Raw genomic sequence first — 18850 nt, 5'->3', positions numbered from 1 at the left:
ATGAAGAAACTCCTCATAGTGACGGGGGAGCTCTCAGGCTCAATTTACGGTGAGAGGATTGCGAGGGAGCTCTCTCCCAGTTTGAAGCTCTACGGGGTTTTCCACAGGAAAGTAAGCGGAGTTGAGAGGATTTACGACTCAAAAGAGATAACGGCCTTTGGCCTCTTTGAGGTTTTAAGGAAGGTTCCGAGAATACTAAAGGCTAAAAAGTTAATCAGTGAGTTTCTTGATAGGGAGAAGCCAGAAGCGGTTCTCCTCATAGACTTTCCGGGGTTCAACCTTAAAGTTGCCCAGGAGTCCAAGAAGAGGGGAATAAAGGTCCTTTACTTCATTCCTCCAAAGCTGTGGGCCTGGGGAGAGGGGAGAGTAAAGAAAATAAGGGAGCTTGTTGATAGGCTCTTTGTTATCTTCCCCTTTGAGGTTGACTTCTACAGGGGTTTTGGAGTTGAGGCGACCTTTATAGGAAATCCCCTCTTTGATATCGTTAAGCCCTCTTTAACTAAAGAGGAGCTCTCTAAAAATACCGGTTTAAGTGAAGAGCTTTACTGTTTACTTCCGGGAAGTCGCGAAAGTGAAATTAGTTACCTACTAAAACCCCTCCTTGAAACTTCAAAGGTTTTTAAGGGAAACTGGGCAATTCCAGTTGCTTCAACCGTTGATTTTCACAGAGTAAAGCTAAGAAGGGATAGGATTAACCCGTCGGTTAAACTTCTACCGGAGAGCTTGCGCTACGACCTTATGTCTAACTCCCGTTTAGGAGTGATAGCCTCCGGGACAGCTTCCCTTGAAGCGGCCCTCCTTAATCTTCCCCACGTTGTCGTTTATAGGCTTAATCCCTTAACTTACTGGGTTGCAAGAAAGGTTGTTAAGACCAAATTTGTTTCTCTTCCAAACATAATTGCAGGTAGGGAGGTCCTTCCGGAGCTCCTTCAGGATAGGGTGGAGCCGAAGGAGATTTTGAGGGCCCTTGAGGAGGTTGATAGGAAGAGGGATGAGATTAAGGAGGCTTTGAGGGAGGAGGTTGTTAATAAATTAAAGGGAAACTGTTTTAAGCGTTTGGCTGAAGAGATTTTGGAGGAGTTAAGTTGAAGCTCTTTGCAGTGGCACAGCCGGGTTTAGAGGAAGTGACTAATGGGGAGTTGAAGGAGCTTGGTATTGATGGAAAGGTTGTTCCCGGAGGAGTTGAGTTTGAGGGAGGTTTAAGGGAGGTTTACTTAACGAACCTTTGGCTTAGGGGCGCCAGCAGGGTTTTAGTTAGGCTGTGTACCTTTAGGGCAAAGCACTTTGGAGAACTTGTAAGGAAGGCTTCAAAGTGTCCCTGGAAGGGTTTTATAACGAGGGAGCTCCCGATAAAGATTAGGGCGACCTCCCGCCACTCAAAGCTCTACCATACGAAGGCAATTGAGGAGAGGGTTTTAAAGGCAATAGGTCAAGCCTTAGGCTTTACACCGCCCTTAACGACCTACGAGGATGAGGGAACGAGCGTAATAGTTAGGTTTGAAAATGACGTCTGCACTATAAGTATAAACAGCTCGGGAGCTCTCCTCCACAAGCGGGGCTACAGGGTTAAAGACGTTGAAGCCCCTTTAAGGGAAAACCTTGCTGCCGCAATGGTTCTAATCTCGGGCTGGAGGGGAGAGGTCCCTTTCATAGACCCCTTCTGCGGTTCGGGAACAATTCCTATAGAAGCTGCACTGATAGCTGCAAATATCCCTCCCGAGATAAAGAGGGAATTTGCCTTTATGAAGTGGGAAAACTTTGATAGAGGACTCTGGGAGGCCTTAAAGGAGGAAGCTCTAAGTAAAGTAAGGAAGGTGAATGTTCCAATTCTTGGATTTGATATAGACCCACTTGCAGTTGATTCGGCCGTTGAAAATTCAAAGGCTGCGGGAGTTGATAGGTGGGTAGAGTTTAAGAACTTATCTTTTCCCCATTTAAGTTTTGAAAGGGCAGTTATTGTTACAAATCCTCCCTACGGAAAGAGGTTGAGCTATAAGAATACAGAGCTTATATACAGACAGCTTGGGAACTGGGTGAGGCATTCCTTTAGAGAGTATAGCCTTTACTTCCTCTCTCCAGATAGGAACCTTGCTAGAGAAGTCAGTCCCGATAGTGAGATGGTTACTTACTTTGATAACGGTGGAATAAAGGTGGGCCTTTACAGAGTAGAAGCGTAAATTATTAGCTGAAGAAAATCTGGAGGAAGTTTTATGATAGAGAAGGTTCAGGATTTAAAGGAGGAGCTCTCAAAGGTTAAGGAGAAACTATCGGAAGTAAGGGGGTATTTTTGACCTTCCCCAGCTTGAGAAACGGTTAAGGGAACTTGAGGAGGAGATGTCCTCTCCAGACTTCTGGAGTGACTCCCAGAGGGCCCAGAAAGTTTCAATGGAGAGAAACAGGATAGAGGGAGAGATTTCCTCCGTTAAGGACGTTGAGGAGAAAGTTGAAGAGGTTGAAGTCCTGATAGAGATGGCGGAAGAGGAAGGTGAAACTTCCCTCCTTAACGAGGCTGAAGGTTTACTAAAAGAGGTAGAGGAAAAACTTGAAAAGCTTGAGATAAAGAAAGTTTTATCGGGGGAGTTTGATAAGAACAACGCGATAGTGACCATTCACGCCGGTGCAGGCGGAACGGAGTCCTGCGACTGGGCCCAGATGCTCATGAGAATGTACACTAGGTGGGCAGAGAGGAAGGGATATGATGTGGAAATCCTTGACCTTCAAGAGAACGAAGAGGCCGGAATTAAGAGTGCAACCCTCCTTATAAAAGGGCCCTATGCATACGGCTTACTCAGGGCTGAACATGGAACCCACAGGCTCGTAAGGATTTCTCCCTTTGATTCAAACGCCAGAAGGCATACCTCCTTCTGTGGAGTAATTGTCGTCCCAGAGATTGAGGATGAGATAGATATTGAGATAAGGGAGGAAGACCTAAAGATAGATACCTACCGCTCCTCAGGTGCAGGGGGGCAGCACGTAAACACAACGGACTCAGCAGTAAGGATTACACACCTTCCAACTGGGATAGTTGTAACTTGCCAGAGTGAACGTTCTCAGATACAGAACAGACAAAGGGCAATGAAGATTTTAAAGGCTCGCCTCTACGAGTATGAGAGGAGGAAGAGGGAGGAGAAAATTGCCCAGGCAAGGGGAGAACATAAGAGTATAGCCTGGGGTAATCAGATACGCTCTTACGTTTTTCACCCGTATAAGATGGTAAAAGACCTGAGAACCGGCGTTGAGACTTCCAACGTAAACTCTGTAATGGACGGTGATATTGACCAGTTTATAGAGGCCTACCTTAAGAAAAAGGCTTCGGAGGGAGAGGAGTAGGTCTCTTTCCCTTTTTCGTTTTATTTAATAAAACAAACTTTATTTTCTTAAGAGTCATTCATTATGATTTTTTTATTCAATAAAAAGTAATATTGAATTTTCTAAAAATCTAATTAAAATAAACTTTAAATTGCTCTAATTAGGAGGGGACAATGAAAAGTTTTAGGTGGAAGAGGGCTCTGACGATGAGCTCTACCTTCCTTCTGGCCCTAACGGCTCAGGCCTTTTCTCACCCATCAGTTTCCTTAAGGGACATTAACGGAAATGAGATTGCTGACACTTTAAATGAAAATGACTGTATAACTGTGGGGGGGAAGAGGTACTGTGCTGGTGCTCCAGTAAGCTGGGAGGCCACCTGTGGTTATTGCCACCCCAAAATTACTGGAAACGTGAAGGGAGGTGTTAAGTCTCCCGGTCCTATCCACTCAGCTTACCACGTAGGAAGGGGATGGGATGAGTTAAGCGACGACTTTGGAGCCAAGAGGGTTCTTGAAGGGAAGGATTGGCGTAAGTTCATTCGCTCCTTTGGTGATGATGGAGCCTGGTGACCTCCTTCCTACCGCCAGTTGGCGGCAAAACACCCAGCAAGGGAGCCAGGTTTAGCTCCGGAGCTTAACAACGGGATAGACTATAGAGGAAACGTTACTTACGCCTTTGACGCAGGAACTCCTGATAAGATTTTCACCTGTGCTGCTTGTCACTCCGGTGGAATTATGGAGTTTGACAGGGAGACGGGAGAGAGGCACGACGTTGGGGAGAGCTGGAGCGAAGATAAGGATGGAAGGGGCTTCTTCTCAAAGGCAGACTACAGCGATTCAGAGGTTGATGGGGACCTTTTCTCTTACACCCAGGATGAGTATGCAAGGGGTTACGTAGGAAAGCCCCATAAGTTTAACTGGAAGAAGTCTGGAGTCCTTGATACGGACTGTTTCCTCTGCCACGCTTCAAGGAGCCTTGCAGAGAAAGAGAATTTAGTTGTTCAGACTGCTAACGGTTGGAAGGCTGAAAATCCGACTCCTGCAAACCCGAGAGTCTTCATATTTGTTAAGAAGGACCCTAACGGTAAAGTTGTTGAAGTTAGCCTAGGATTTCCTCCAAAATTGACAAGTGATGAAATTAGTAGTGGCTACACGGTAGATTCTGCAGCCTTTTACTCTGATCCACTTGAGAGGTTAGTTTCCCTCTACTACTCAGACGTGGTCGGTTACTGCCTTCAGCACTCTGGAATTGACTTGAGTAATGTTGACCAGCAGACTAAACAGAAGCTTCAAAGCTATACAGTAGCAGTGATTACCGGAAACTTAAGGCACGGTAATACCTCTTCGTTTGAGATTGACTATACTCCTTTTGGTGGTAACAAGTTTACCTATAACGACTCTCAGAATAAAAACAGGCTCTCATCTTTCTTTGACAGTTTCTACGTTGATCTTGGAGCTCCAAACTTCTCCGCAAGGGATTACTTGAGGAACGCCTTCTACGAGTCAACGGTTGAGGGGCAGCCTTACGTTGGAGGTGGTTTCTACGTAAGGCAAACGGATATGAGCAGCGGCTTTTCTTATAAGCCCTTTGACCCTAATGAAAAGGCAAAAATCGTTAACCTTGCAAGGGCTGGTTTCTTCTTCGGTTGGGCAGACTCTGGAACTCTCATGGGAGTAGCAAACCCTAACGATCCAACTAAACCACTTGCCTTTGTCGTCCTCAAAAAGGATCCACAGACGGGCCAGTTTGAAGCTAAAACTTACTATGCTTCAGATGTTGACCTTTCAAACGTTGACCTTCCCATACTTGAAACGTCAGGAGCCTATTCACTTGCTAAGCCGGATAGCTCAAAAGAGAATGGAGTTTCAAAGTACCACACCGGAAGTGGCGATAAGGACCTGGGGCTTATGTGTGCCCAGTGCCACTTTGCAATTCCCGATACAGGAAATAAGTGGACTCCTGACGGCCAGAATTTCTTCCCTTCTTGGTACGTAAGGAGGGGAATTATCGGCCTTGGAGCAGACGTAGTTAAGAGAGCAGCGGTTTACGCTCCTGAGGAGCACGAGAACGATGCGTCAGTTGCTCCGATAGCCATTGACTCAAACGGGGAAATCAACACCGATTTAAGCGCAACGGAAGGCCTTCCTGTAGGTTACGACGTTCACTTTGACAGTGAAAAGGGAGATCTCAGCTGTCTCTCATGTCACGGCCAGGACAACCTTAGCGAGGAGGAGAAGTTAAAGCACAATCCCCACAACTTCCTAAAGGGGAACGACCCTGCCGGTGAGGTTATGCCAGCACTTGACTACAACCCTTCAGTTCAGACCTGCGAGAAGTGTCACTGGGGTTCAGACAAGGCAGCTGCAAAGGTTCACGAAAACTGGTTTGGACCTGCTGCAGAGGCCCACATCTCCTCAATTATGTGCCAGGTATGCCACATACCCTTTAAAACCTACTGGACCTTCAGGTTCTTTGACGATTCAATGGGATACGTTAACCAGTTTGACAACAGGTTTATGAACCTAACGGTTGAAAACGGCAACATTAAAATCAGTCAGTTTCCACCTGAGTGGGCAATTCCGGCTTTCGGACCTTCTCCAACTTACGGCCTAAACTTCTCCTACGTAATAGCGCAGACGACTAACGACGGGAACGATACTCTCTTGCCAATAACAAGTATTGATATGGACCCGTACAGGGCTCAAATGAGGGTAAACAATAGCTCATTCGGCGCTTGGGAGATTAAAAAAGGCCTCTTCCCGTGGAGGTGGGAGCCGGTAATCATCAGGAGGCACACGGTTGGAGATGACGGTCAGGACGTTGTTAAGGCCGGTCTAATTAACCCGATTCAGGTTATAACCTGGGTTGATGCGAAGACCGGAAGAGCCCTCTACTCAAGGGAAATGAACATGGTAATTGACGGAACTGCTTATGATAGCAGCGGTAAACCTCTAGGATGCTCAACCGTTGATCCGGAAGAGCCGGAAAAGAGCGTTCCGGGTATAACGATTGATCCTAACACCCACAAGTTTGCGTTCAAAATTCACTGGGTTAAGGGGAACCCCGGAGGTCTTCCTGACTACATTGACGATGATAATGGTGACGGCCAGCCTGAGATTAACACGGACCAAGAGTATAGGGCTATGAAGGAGGCTCTGAAGCAGGTTCTTGAGGCTGAGGACCCTGACCATCCTCACGACCCAGTAATCCTCTTCTTTACTGCGCCCTTTGGAGTTGACCATGGAGTTTTACCGAAGGAGTACTCCCTCGGTGCAAGGAAGAGCGGGGTATTCTCCTGTAACGCTTGCCACAGTGAAGATGAAAGTAAGAACAGACTCAGCCCTGCAGTTTTGAGTGGGGATGAGAAGGCAGGAAGGGAGATTACCTTAGCTCCCTACGCCCTACCGGATGAGGCAATTAAGGAGTCTAAAGAGGCCGGATACTGGAAGGTTCCAGAGGGAGTTAAAGTAAAGGACGGTAAGTTCGTTATAACTCAAGGAGCAATGGCAAGGTTTACCTCCGTTCCTGTTGAGAGTAAAGAGTACGCCGGTTACTTCCTACTAACACCGGATGGAACAGTTACCGGGCCGGAAAGCGAAGAGATTGCGATTTCTGCACAACCTGGAGCAGTTGAAGTTCCTACAGCAGTTAAAGTTGAAAAAGTTGAGGATCCTAAACTTGAAGAGGGTGCCCTTGAAAAAGCCAAGGAGGAAGGAATTAGAGAGCCTGTTTTAGCTACCGACATTTTTGACATTCATACTAAAGACAACAAGTTCAACTCGCCAGTTACATTTACCATTAAGTACAATCCTTCAAAGGTTTCAGGAAAAGTTGCCGTTATGGTAAGTGAAGACGGCCGTAGCTGGATTAAGCTAACTGAGTTTAACGTTGATCCTGAAAACCCATACGTAACCTTTGCAAGGCAGAGGCTCAGCTACTTTGCAGTTGTTGGAAGTGCTTCTTCCTCAGTTTCAACTGCTTCAACTTCCTCCTCAAGCGGTGGCGGTGGAGGTGGCGGTTGTTCAATTGGAGCTCCTCAGAGTGCAACCAGCGGCTTAGCTAACCTTGGAGCTCTCCTTTCAGGTCTACTTGGTCTCTTCATCGGAAGGAAGAGGAAGAAGAACTAATTAAGGGGGCATCGCGCCCCCTTTTAACTCACTCTTATATGAGAAGGGCCATCTGGTAAACGGTAAATGCAACAATCCAGGCCACGGTAAGTTCAACGGCAACCAGTATTAGTGGATATCTCCAGTTTCCGCTCTCCTGCTTTATTGCAGCAATTGTTGCAACGCAGGGGATGTAAAGGAGGGTAAAGACCATATAGGCGAGGGCACTTTCTGGAGTAAACGTCTGGGCAAGGGCTTTCTCAAGACCCTCTTCTCCGGTTCCATAAAGTGTTCCAAGGGTTCCAACTACTACTTCTTTAGCTAGAGCTCCAAAAATAAGGGCAACTACAGGTTTCCAGTCTGTAATTCCAAGGGGTTCAAATACTGGGAGGAGAAGTTTTCCGAAGTAGCCCACTACTGAACCTTCTCCTGCGTATGAAACTCCCGGCGGTAGTGAGGCCAAAGCCCATATGAAGACTGAAACGGCAAATATTACAGTTCCAGCCTTAAAGATAAACTCCCTTAACTCAATCCAGGTTTGATTAATTACTACGTTCCAGGCCGGAGGTTTATAGGGAGGAAGTTCTATGAAGAACTCACACTCCTCCTTAGCTCCTGTAATTTTTGATAGGACAAGGGCAAACAGTAGGGCAAGAGCAATTCCTAGTCCGTAGAGGGAGAGGAGAACTAAAGACTGATTTTTTGAGAAGAAGGCTGCTGTAAACACTGCGTAAACGGGGAGTCTTGCGCTACAGGAAATCCAGGGAATTATCATCATCGTTATTAGCCTTTGTTTGCTTGAACGCATTGCCCTAGTTGCATAAACTGCAGGAACGTTGCATCCGAAACCTAAGATCATTGGGATAACAGAAGAGCCTGAAAGGCCGAAGAGCCTCATAAAATTGTCCCACAGGGCTGCAGCCCTTGCCATGTATCCCGTATCCTCAAGAATTGACATGAGGAAGTAAAGGATTCCCAGAACTGGAAGGAAGACTAGAACAGCTCCAACTCCAGCAAGGACTCCATCGTTAACCAGTGAAACGATGAAGGGTGGAGCTCCGCTCAAAGCTTTTTCAACCAACTCAGGCAGAGTTTGGCTGAAAAGGTTGTCTATTAAATCGCTAATTGGAGCGCTAAGGTCAAAGGTCGCCTTGAATACTAGCCACATTATGAAGAAAAAGATGGGTATTCCCGTTAATGGGTGAGTTACTATCCTATCAACTTTATCGCTTAGTTTTTCAATCGGGAGCTCTACAACGCTCCTTATTGCTACAGTTGCAATCCTTGAGGCAAGGAGGAACCTCTCTCTTGCGACGAACGATGGGAGGTCAATTCTGTGCCTCCTCTTTATCTCCTCCTCAATGCTTTCAATCTCTTTTAAGATTTTTTCCCACTTCTTGAAATCTTCCTTCAGGTAGTCAACTATTTCAGGGTCCTTTTCAAGGAGCTTTATCGCAAACCACCTCAGGTTGAAGGGGAAGTTTTGGGGAAGTTCCTCCTTTAGTCTTAACTCTATTAAGGAAATTATGTTCTCAAGCTCTTCTGAGTAGGTAGGTATAAATCCTTCAGGTTTAAGGTCTCCAGTTGCCACTCTTAAGAAGGTTTCAGAGAGTTCCTCAAGGCCTTTTCTCTTTGTGGCTGAGACTTCAACTACCGGGAGCTTTAGGACATCTTCAAGGGCACTTTTATCTATTGTATATCCGTAGTTTTCAAGCTCGTCAATTTTATTTAGGACAATTACAGGCTTTATTCCCATTTCAAGGAGCTCTAAAGTTAAGTAGAGGTTCCTTCCAAGTAGCGTTACATCAATAACGTCTGCTACAACGTCGTAGTCCTCTTTCAGTAAGAAGTTCCTCGCTACCTTTTCCTCTAGAGTGTAGGAGGTTAAGCTGTATATTCCAGGTAGGTCAATTAGCTCAATTTCAAACCCTCTGAAGTTGTACTTTCCAACTTTTTTCTGAACGGTAACTCCCGGCCAGTTCCCTACCTTTTCGCTCGTTCCTGCAAGGGCGTTCATAATTGCAGTTTTCCCTACGTTCGGATTCCCGGCCAGGGCTACTCTAATTCTCCTCATACCTTCTCAACCTCCACCTTCCTTGCCATTCCTTGACCTATTGCTACTCTGCTACCGGCAACTTCAACTATTACAGGTCCTGGAGGGGACTTAACCACTTTTACCTCTGCTCCAGGGAAAATACCTATTGCTGCAAGTCTGTTCTTTAGACCGTGTCCACCGGTTATATTCACGATTCTAACTTTCTCTCCTGCTTTAACTTGTGAAAGAGTCATTTTCCCGTCCTCCTGAGTTAGATGATATTAACTTTATTAAGTAGTGTCAACTAGGAGACGTAATATAATCTACTTCAAAAATTTCAGGAAAGGAGGAGTTATGGACGTTAAGAAAATACCACCGGGAAAAAATCCGCCTGAAGACATCTATGCAGTAATAGAGATTCCTCAGGGTTCAAATGTTAAGTATGAGGTTGACAAGGAGAGTGGTGCAGTTTTCGTTGACCGTTTCCTCTTTACTCCTATGTTCTACCCTGCAAACTACGGATTTGTTCCAAATACCCTTGCAGATGACGGCGATCCTATTGACGTTCTCGTAATCTCCCGCCAGCCTGTAGTTCCGGGAAGCGTAATAAGGTGTAGGCCTATCGGGGTTTTAGTTATGGAGGACGAAAGCGGTCAGGACGAGAAAATTCTCGCCGTTCCCGTTGATAAGCTTGACCTTACCTTCAAGAACGTTAAGGAGATTACCGACCTTCCCGAAGCTATCCTTAATGAAATCAAGCACTTCTTTGAACACTACAAAGACCTTGAACCCGGTAAGTGGGTAAAGGTTAAGGAGTACAAAGGGAGTGCCGAAGCCAAAGAGATGATTAAAAAGGCAATTGAGAACTTTAAGTCTAATTGATTCTTGGGGGGAACTACTCTCCCTCTCTTTTTTTATAATTGATATAGCTGAAGAATAGAAGATTAAACACAGTAACTTTTCGTACGGAGGAAGTGATGAGAAAGTTAATAGTGGTGGTATCTGCATTTTCTATATTTTATGCCGGATGCGGTGGTGGTACGGCAGATAGTTCGAGTACATTGGATTTAGAAACAGGTAAATTTGTAGATGCGCCTGTCAGTAACTTGTATTATGAGGTTATAGATAGCAAAGGCAATGTTGTTTATTCTGGAAAGACGGATAATGAAGGTAGTTTTAAGTATTTAAAGAATGGAAAAATAAAATTTTTCGTAGATAAAGAGAAGATTATCGAATTTGGAGAAGCAAAAGCTTCTTCAGTTATTACTCCGGTTCATCTTGCAGATACTGTTTCTGAAGGTATAGTTCTTTCGGCTATTCTTCAACTTTCTGACTCAAATAACAAACCTGAAGATGGAATATCAGTAGATGAAGAAAAAATAAGGAATATAGTGGCAGGTATAACTAATGTAGCAAAATCTATTGATGAATTAAAACGAAATGAAAGAATTAAGAATTCTCTTGATGAGGCATCAAAAAAATTTGCTGAACAAAATCTTTTTGGAGAATACGTTACAGAACCTGATCCTGTTGAAGGAATAAATTTTCCTGTAGAAAATGTCACTGTATTGGCTAAACTGTTGTTTGATGGTTCGAAAGGTGGAGGAGTTATAGAGTGGGTTTATCCTGACGGTAGAGTAAAGGTGGACTTTTATAAATTTCTTCCGTTGGATTATAGAGAAAAGAACAACACGGTTACTGTTCGTTTAAAAGGTATAAGTTTAATTACAGGTGAAGATGTTGTGCTTTTAGCTGAGTTTGGAATCTCTGATGAACAGAATGTGAGGTTTCAAATTCTAATACCTGATTCTCGAGGAAACTTAACCTTAAAGGGGGAGTTTACAACTAAAAGGATAAGTTATCCTAAACCTTCTGATTGCGAGTATTTACAGTCAAAGTTTAAAGATAATTTTATCTATAATAGTAAAAACTCAGTAGAATTGATCAAATGCAAGGATATTTTGAATGATAACGCTATTAACTTGAATGCATGTTCTTATAATCAGCCTGAATCTGATACTGATGCTGGAATCACTTTTTCTCAATATTCAAGTGCTTTACCTGAATCTTTTGGAAGTTGTACAGTTAAGTTAACTTCAGAAGCTACTACAGAAGAAAGTGTAGTAGGGCTTGTTGTAGGCAAGGACCAGTTCGCATTTCTTTTTAATGACAATTTAGAGAAGAACGGTGTAAGTCCCAACTTTTTTGAATGTAATTTTGATTCGACAAAGGATGAAATTATTTGCAAAAATATGTATGTTAATGCTTATCCAGATGATGGATCAATATATGAATTTGTTGTAGAACGAGTGGTTTTTAGTAGAAAAATATCAACTCAATAGAGTTAAAATGGGAGAGCTCCAGCTTTAATTTGCTATACACGTGAAATATATTATGTGTGGAAATTTCTGTAAATAAAGGAGCTCTCTATGAACCAGGAGTTAATTAGGAACTTCTGCATAATAGCCCACATAGACCACGGTAAGTCAACGCTGGCAGATAGGCTCCTTGAGTACACTGGTACTGTTTCAAAGAGGGAGCTCAAGGAGCAGATGCTTGACACCTTAGAGCTTGAAAGGGAAAGGGGAATTACGATTAAGCTAAACGCCGTCAGGATGAATTACAAGGCCGACGACGGTAAAACCTACACTATGCACCTCATTGACACCCCCGGCCACGTTGACTTTACCTATGAGGTCTCAAGGAGTCTCTCGGCTTGTGAGGGAGCTCTGCTTGTAATAGACGCAACTCAGGGAATAGAAGCCCAAACTATTGCAAACTTCTTCCTTGCCCTTGATGCAGGCCTTGAGATTATCCCGGTAATAAACAAGATAGACCTTCCAAGCGCCAACCCTGAATGGGTTAAGGAGCAGATAGGAGAGGTTCTAGGCCTTGACCCTGACGAGGCAATTTTGGCCTCTGCGAAGGAAGGAATCGGGATTAAAGAGATTTTGGAGGCGATAGTTAAGAGGGTTCCCCCTCCCAGCGGAGACCCGAATAAGCCTCTAAAGGCTCTCATCTTTGACTCCTTCTACGACAACTACAAGGGGGTTATCCCCTTCATAAGGGTCTTTGACGGTGAGATAAAGCCGGGAATGAAAATTAAGCTGATGTCAAACGAGAAGGAGTTTGAAGTAGTAGAGGTTGGAACCCAGTCTCCCAACATGGTTAAGGTTGATAAGCTTTCAGCGGGGGAGGTCGGCTGGATAGCTGCAAACATTAAGAATATTGAGGATACTCAGGTCGGGGATACGATTACAGACGCAGAGAACCCAACTCCTGAGCCTTGCCCGGGATTTAGGCCGGCTAAACCTATGGTATTTGCAGGGCTTTACCCTGTAGATTCAGATGACTACGAGAACTTAAAAGAGGCCCTTGAGAAGTTAAAGTTAAACGATGCAGCTCTCTTCTTTGAACCTGAGACTTCCGCAGCCCTCGGTTTTGGCTTTAGGTGTGGCTTCTTAGGGCTCCTTCACATGGAGGTCATTAAGGAGAGGTTGGAGAGGGAGTTCGGCCTAAACCTCATAGCTACTGCTCCAAGCGTTATCTACAAGGTTTGCTTAAAGGACGGTAGCGTTGTTAACGTCCAAAACCCTGCGGAGATGCCTCCACCTGAGAAGATTGAGAGGATTGAGGAGCCCTACATCTCCGCCTCAATAATTACCCCTTCTGAGTACGTAGGCCCGATAATGCAGCTGTGTCAGGATAGGCGCGGAATTCAGATAGGCTTTACCTACCTTGACCAGTCAAGGGTGGAGCTCCGCTACGACATGCCTCTATCTGAGATCCTCTTTGACTTCTTTGATAAGCTAAAGTCAGTTTCAAGGGGCTATGCCTCATTTGATTATGAGTTTGCAGGCTATAGGCCTTCAGACCTTGTAAAGCTTGATATCCTTATAAACGGTAAACCCGTTGATGCCCTTTCTGTGATAGTTCACAGGGATAAAGCCTACCAGAGGGGAAGGCAGCTTGTAGATAAGCTAAAGGAGATTATCCCAAGGCAGCTCTTTGAGGTTGCTATTCAGGCGGCAATCGGGAACAAGATTATTGCCCGTTCAAACGTAAAGGCCTTGAGGAAGGACGTCCTTGCAAAGTGCTACGGCGGTGACGTTACTAGGAAGAAAAAGTTACTTGAGAAGCAGAAAGAGGGTAAGAAAAGAATGAAGATGCTTGGTAAAGTTGAAGTTCCCCAAGAAGCTTTCTTAGCCGTTTTAAAGGTTGAGTAGTTCCTCTACTCTCTCCTTTACCTTTTTAACTGCTTTTTTAACTTCACTGCTAAGTTTCCCCTTAAAGGGGGACATTTCTTTAACCTGAATTCCAATAAAGATTACCTTTTTTGGCATTGTTTCAGGGAAGAGTTCATAGCCTGTTGTTATAACTTCCTCCATTGATAAGGAGTGAGTTAAACCTCCGAATCGCTCCCTATTTCTTCCCTTTTCAACTGAGAACTCAACTATCTCACCCGGTTTTAGGCCAACATCAACTGCGTCAACTAGAACTGCTAAATCGTACCCTTTTACCCTTTCTAATATCTCAAGAGAGGGGGAAAGGAGGTGGCATGTTGCCACCTTCCCTTTGAGTTCTTTAACTACTTCTGCTCCTGCTCCGTCGTCTCCAAAAGAGGGGTTTCCAACTCCAATGACTATAGCCTTCAATAGTTCCTCAGCTCCTTGACTTTCTTACCGCCTTTATAGATAACCACGTTTGTTGGGTAGTGGCCGGGGTAAACGTGGGTTGCACAGGCAAGGCAAAGGTCGTAAGGCCTGTGGGCCATCTCTATCAGGTTGAGGGTTCCTTCGTCAACTTCACCGTTTTTGATGAAGTACTTTGCTGCCTTCTTTACCGATACTTGGATGGAACCGTTGTTTATAGTTGTGGGAACTATGAGGTTTGCATCGGTCACGAGCCCCTCTTCATCGGTCCAGTAGTGGTGAATCAGAGTTCCCCTTGGAGCTTCAATTATTCCGATTCCTTCACCAGTTACTTTCCTTGGAGGGGTTACTACGTTTTCGTCTGTGAACTCTGGTGACTTGAGGATTTCTTTTATGAGTTCAGCCTGGTTTAGTACTTCAATTGCCCTTGCCCAGTGGTAGGCAAAGACGTTGTAGATAGGTTTTCCGCCAAAGAACTCAACCATCTCCTCGTAAGCCTTTTGGGCTAAAGGAGTTGAGTAGCCTTCTGAAACGTTTAACCTTCCTAAGGGTCCAACGCTACATAGGGAGGTATCTTTACCATCCTTTAACCCTTTCCAGCCAACTTCTTTAAGGTAAGGGAACTTTGCGTAGCTCCAGGGAAGGGTCTTTTCTGCCAGGACGTTGAGGTACTCTTTTCCTGTAAACCTTATTATCTCTTTACCTTCAGGTGATACTACAACCTGAGTTCCGTCGTAGTAAGTGACTTTTTTGTTCTCATCAACCGTTCCCATGTAGTTGGTAACAACGTTGAAGCTCTCTTCCTTTAATAGCTTTGAGTACTCTGGGTTTTTAAGGACCACTTCCTTAAAGAGCTCAACGCTTACCTTTCCAAGCTCAATTAGGTCGTCAGATAACCTTTCAATTTCCTCCTTTTCCTCCTCGGTTACCCTCTTTGCCCAACCTCCGGGAACTGCCGCTGCCGGGTGAACAGGCTTTCCTCCTAAGATTTCAACTATCCTTGCTGCTGAAAATCTCTTTTTGAGGATGTCCTTTACAATTTCCTTTCCCAGTTTCTTAGCCACTCCCATCAGGTTCCTTTCCTGGGGAGGGGCAGTTGGCCCGCAGATGAAGTCAGGAAGGCCGAGGGCGTAAAGTACTTCCGTGTGGTCTTCTATGTGGTGAGCAAGGAGGAGGAGCTCCCTTATCTTTTTCGCCGCAGGGGGAGGTTCTGCTGAGAATATCTGGTCTGCAGCCTTCAAAGAGGCCGTAAAGTGAACAGCTCTACATACACCGCAGATTGTACTTGCAGTTCTCGGTACTTCCTCCATGGGCATTCCCTGGAGGAACTTCTCGTATCCCATAAACTCAACAACTTGGAGGAATGCATCTTCAACGTTTCCTTTATCGTCAAGGAAGACTGTTATCTTCCCGTGACCTTCAAGCCTTGTAATAGGCTCTACTACGAGTTTTTTCATCGTTTCCCCCGACTATTCCTTTGGTTTAATAACAGAAGATTTAGGAAGGCTGTACCTGTAGAAGAGGTGAATCGGATCTGGGATTTTCTTAAGGACATCAACACTTCCCATTGCAGTTGCAATTGTGCTTATTGCCTTAACCCCAAAGTCCCTAACTCCCGGAATAGGTCCTCCACAGCCCCTGCATGGAACGTTTACTCTTAAACAAGCTGCACTGCAGTCTCCCTGTGTGACTGGACCTAAACACAGATAACCAGCCTCAAGGAGACATACGTCTTCGGGCATTTGGCCCAGAACCCTTTTAACTTCAGTCGGCCTTTTCTTTATTCCTCCGTGTCTTATGGGGTTCCTTGGACAGACGTCGCAGACGGCCTTACCCATAGTGAGCCAACTTCCTTTAGGAGGAAGGTCCCCTGATAGTAGCTTTTCTAAAATCCACTTTATGTGGTTGTAGGATGGAGGACATCCTCCTACGTAGTAGTCAACCTCTACAACCTGGTCAAGGGCCTTTGCAGGCTTTAGAACTGGCAGATCCAGCTCGTACTTCCCTTCAACTGTAACCTTCGGAGAGGGAAGAACTCCTTCAGGGTTGTCAGTTGATGGAGTTTCCACGTAGGCCTTTTTAAGGAGCTCCTTTTGAGGGAAGAGATTAACTAGTCCCTTTATTCCACCCAAGCTTGCACATATTCCAAAGGCGATTAAAGTTTTGCACTTCCTCCTCATTAACTTTGCCATGTGCTCGTGTTCAGAGTTCCTTACGTTTCCGCTGAAGAAGCCAAAGTCAACAGACTGGTCCGGAAGGGCCTCTAAATCCTTGTACTTGAAGTCTGCAACTGTAGGGGCAAAGAACATGAGCTCCACGTTTTCCAAAAACTTAACGAGCTTCTCTGAGGTATCAATTAGGGAAGTATCACAACCGGCGCATCCACCGGCGAGGTAATAGGCAAATCGGGGCTTAGACATGGCAGCCTCCCTTTACTTTAAGAAGGGTTTCGTTCACTTCTCTAATTGCGTTTGCAAGTTTTTTACCTTGAGGAACTCCTATGTACTCCCAGCGGACGACCTTATCCTTAACTCCTAAGAGCTTAAGGGACTCGTTAAACATCTCTATTCTGTTTTCCTGCATGTAGTTACCCCAGATGTGGTGGCAGTTATCCTTTGGACATCCAGCAACGATGATTCCGTCTGCTAAATCCCTCTCAATAATCTCGGCTATGACGTCAAGGCTTAGAGAGGCTGAGCACCTAACCCTTATGCTCCTAAAGTTTTCAGGTAACTTCTCCTTTAGCTTAACTCCCATTAAGTCTGCAGCTCCGTAGGCACACCAGTAGCATAGGAAGGCAAGGATTCTCGGCTGTCCTTCAGGGAGGTTCTTAAAGGCCACCTCAGCCATTTTTATGAGCTGTCTATCTTCAAGGTTAGAGAACTTAATGGCCTTTGAGGGACATGCAGAGTAACAGAGGCCGCACCCTCTACAGAGATTAGGGTCTATTTCAACAAAGGGTTCTTCCCCGTTTTCCCTTTTCTTAAGGCTGATGGCTCCGTGGGGGCAGCACATTAGACAGGTTTCACACCTTGAACACTTCTCTTGAATTATTTCTGAGTAGTACTTCTTAGTTTCTCCTTTAAGGGCCTTATAAACTTTAACTGCTGCTCCAAGTCCAGACTCTATGCTCTCTTGAACGTCCTTGAATCCCTTTGCACTTCCTGCAACGAATACTCTCTCAACGTAAGTCTCAAGGGGGTCAATTACCCTTGGCTGGAACTCTATTGGGAAACCGAACTTATCAGTTTGAACGTCTAGCATCCTCGTTAGTTTTAACTGAGCCGGAACTAAAGGTTCCGCAAGAACCGCCATATCTACAGTGAAAGTTCCTGCAGGAGACTTAATTTTCAGCTTTCCATTCTCCTTCTCTATCCTCTCAACCGGGGCCTGGATAAACTCAACTCCTCCCTTTTCAGCCCTCCTCCTTAGCTCCTCAAAGGCCCTTCCGGTTGTCTTTAGGCTCTTATAAAAGACCTTTACCTTTACGTCTGGGTGGTTTTTGGCTAAGAGGGCTGCGTCTTTAACCGTTGCTAAACAGCAGAGCCTTGAACAGTAGCCTTCTGCGTCCTTCTTACAGAGGACAAAGGCTATCTCTTTAGGTTTTTTGCCGAAGAAGTTGTTTGCTACAAACCTTTCGTACTCAAAGAGGGTCACAACTTCCGGGTATTTATATCCTAGCTCCTCGTAGACGCTCATATCCTTTCCAGTGATACCGGTGGCGATAACTACCGCTCCAAACTCGTCTTCTACGTACTTATCTTCAGCCCTTAGGTCAATTGCTCCTGTTGGGCACACTTCAACGCACTTTCCACACTCTGTACAGGCTGAGTCAACTATGTTGTAGGAATCCGGAATTGCTAGAGGAAAATCCTTATCAATCGCCTTTCTCTTTGTTTTTCCGAGGTTGAAGGGATTAGGAATTTCAACCGGGCAGACTTTTGCACACTCACCGCACGAGACACACTTTGTAGGGTCAACTTTTTGTGCTTTTTGAAGTATTCTTACTTTAAAGTCCCCTTTTTCTTTAGTGACTCCTACAACTTCAGAGTTAACCATTACCTTAATGTTGTCTCTCAGCATTGTATTTCTGCCGACTACCGGAATGACGCACTCGCTGGTACAGACTGAAGGAGAGTACTCAGACTGCCATAGGAGGGCTATCCTTGCAGCGTTACCTCCTAGGTAGGGCTTTTCTTCAACTAAGGTTGTTTCAACTCCAAGGTCTGCTAAAGCTTGGGCGCAGCGCTGGCCTGCAACTCCACCGCCAACCACTAAGACTTTTTTCTTAATTTCCTCTTTAAGTGCCGGAACGTTTGTTTTAACCTTCTCGTAGGCCATTAGGAGCATGTCTTTTGCTTTCCTGTTAATCTGCTCAAGGTTGTCGTGAATGTAGAAGCACTGTTCCTTTAGGTTGACGGTTTCCCACGCAGCAAGGTCTAAGCCTAGTGAAACCATTAGTTTTTCAATTCTATCCTCGTTAAATTGGAGGGATGACCTCTCGGAGCACCCTCCAAAGATTAGGGCATCAACCTTTCCTTTAAACTCTGAAGCCTGCTTCTCGGGTGATTTGCAGAAGTCTTTTGTAACAATTACTTTTGCAACACTGGGTAAACTCTCTGCGTATTTCTTAAGGGAATCAAAGTCTATCTTGGAGCTTAAACAGTTTCCACAGGTACAGAGAACTACTCCTATTCGGGTTTCTTTTTCCATCAGACACCCCTCAATTATTGATTTCGCATTTTTAT

At 45.0% G+C, this 18850-nt stretch carries 14 protein-coding genes; 8 read left to right on the top strand and 6 right to left on the bottom strand.

Annotated features, from left to right (window positions below):
- The 5 genes from lpxB (at window position 1) to C7457_RS06090 (ending at window position 7436) form a co-directional block, all read left to right on the top strand.
- Complete coding sequence (lpxB, locus tag C7457_RS06110; RefSeq protein WP_121171113.1) at window positions 1–1089, top strand: lipid-A-disaccharide synthase; 1089 nt, start codon at window positions 1–3, stop codon at window positions 1087–1089.
- Window positions 1086–2177 (top strand): THUMP domain-containing class I SAM-dependent RNA methyltransferase, encoded by a 1092-nt coding sequence (locus C7457_RS06105; RefSeq protein ID WP_121171112.1) that lies wholly within the window; start codon window positions 1086–1088, stop codon window positions 2175–2177. Before lpxB ends, C7457_RS06105 begins: the two co-directional genes overlap by 4 nt.
- Before the next feature lie 33 nt (window positions 2178–2210).
- A protein-coding gene (gene prfB / locus C7457_RS06100; protein ID WP_211321823.1) for a peptide chain release factor 2 occupies window positions 2211–3330 on the top strand; the annotation gives its coding sequence in 2 pieces (ribosomal slippage) (window positions 2211–2285 and window positions 2287–3330; 1119 coding nt in all).
- A gap of 152 nt (window positions 3331–3482) precedes the next feature.
- On the top strand, window positions 3483–3878 hold the full coding sequence (locus C7457_RS06095) for a hypothetical protein (RefSeq protein WP_121171108.1): 396 nt from the start codon (window positions 3483–3485) through the stop codon (window positions 3876–3878).
- Window positions 3879–3896: 18 nt separating this feature from the next.
- Entirely contained in the window at window positions 3897–7436 is a 3540-nt protein-coding gene (locus C7457_RS06090; protein WP_121171106.1) for a cytochrome c3 family protein, read from the top strand.
- 34 nt (window positions 7437–7470) lie between these two features.
- On the opposite strand, the gene feoB is transcribed toward C7457_RS06090, so the two are convergent.
- On the bottom strand, window positions 7471–9489 hold the full coding sequence (gene feoB / locus C7457_RS06085) for a ferrous iron transport protein B (RefSeq protein WP_121171104.1): 2019 nt from the start codon (window positions 9487–9489) through the stop codon (window positions 7471–7473).
- Window positions 9486–9704 (bottom strand): FeoA family protein, encoded by a 219-nt coding sequence (locus tag C7457_RS06080; protein WP_121171102.1) that lies wholly within the window; start codon window positions 9702–9704, stop codon window positions 9486–9488. The genes feoB and C7457_RS06080 overlap by 4 nt, the downstream gene beginning before the upstream one ends.
- Window positions 9705–9804: 100 nt before the next feature.
- Between C7457_RS06080 and ppa the strand changes: the two genes are divergently transcribed.
- From ppa to lepA, 3 genes are all read left to right on the top strand, one after another.
- A complete protein-coding gene (gene ppa / locus C7457_RS06075; RefSeq protein WP_121171100.1) occupies window positions 9805–10332 on the top strand; it encodes an inorganic diphosphatase in 528 nt (175 codons plus the stop codon).
- Window positions 10333–10427: 95 nt separating this feature from the next.
- Window positions 10428–11792 (top strand): hypothetical protein, encoded by a 1365-nt coding sequence (locus C7457_RS06070; RefSeq protein ID WP_121171098.1) that lies wholly within the window; start codon window positions 10428–10430, stop codon window positions 11790–11792.
- Window positions 11793–11879: 87 nt separating this feature from the next.
- A complete protein-coding gene (lepA, locus tag C7457_RS06065) occupies window positions 11880–13676 on the top strand; it encodes a translation elongation factor 4 (protein ID WP_121171096.1) in 1797 nt (598 codons plus the stop codon).
- Here lepA and C7457_RS06060 read toward each other — a convergent pair.
- The 4 genes from C7457_RS06060 to C7457_RS06045 are packed head-to-tail and all read right to left on the bottom strand — an operon-like array spanning window position 13662 to window position 18815.
- Window positions 13662–14105 carry a hydrogenase maturation protease gene (locus tag C7457_RS06060; RefSeq protein WP_121171094.1) on the bottom strand — a complete coding sequence of 148 codons (444 nt, stop codon included), beginning with the start codon at window positions 14103–14105 and terminating at the stop codon, window positions 13662–13664. The genes lepA and C7457_RS06060 overlap by 15 nt on opposite strands.
- Window positions 14102–15559: a Ni/Fe hydrogenase subunit alpha gene (locus C7457_RS06055; RefSeq protein WP_121171092.1), complete on the bottom strand. Its 1458-nt coding sequence runs from the start codon at window positions 15557–15559 to the stop codon at window positions 14102–14104. Before C7457_RS06055 ends, C7457_RS06060 begins: the two co-directional genes overlap by 4 nt.
- 12 nt (window positions 15560–15571) lie before the next feature.
- On the bottom strand, window positions 15572–16522 hold the full coding sequence (locus C7457_RS06050) for an NADH-quinone oxidoreductase subunit B family protein (protein ID WP_121171089.1): 951 nt from the start codon (window positions 16520–16522) through the stop codon (window positions 15572–15574).
- Window positions 16515–18815 carry a hydrogenase iron-sulfur subunit gene (locus tag C7457_RS06045; RefSeq protein WP_121171087.1) on the bottom strand — a complete coding sequence of 767 codons (2301 nt, stop codon included), beginning with the start codon at window positions 18813–18815 and terminating at the stop codon, window positions 16515–16517. The genes C7457_RS06050 and C7457_RS06045 overlap by 8 nt, the downstream gene beginning before the upstream one ends.
- Between the last annotated feature and the right edge of the window lie 35 nt (window positions 18816–18850).

This window comes from Thermovibrio guaymasensis (genome assembly GCF_003633715.1).
Taxonomy (GTDB): Bacteria; Aquificota; Aquificia; order Desulfurobacteriales; family Desulfurobacteriaceae; genus Thermovibrio; species Thermovibrio guaymasensis.
Note: the sequence above shows the minus strand (reverse complement) of the source record. Positions and strands in the feature narration are given on the sequence as shown.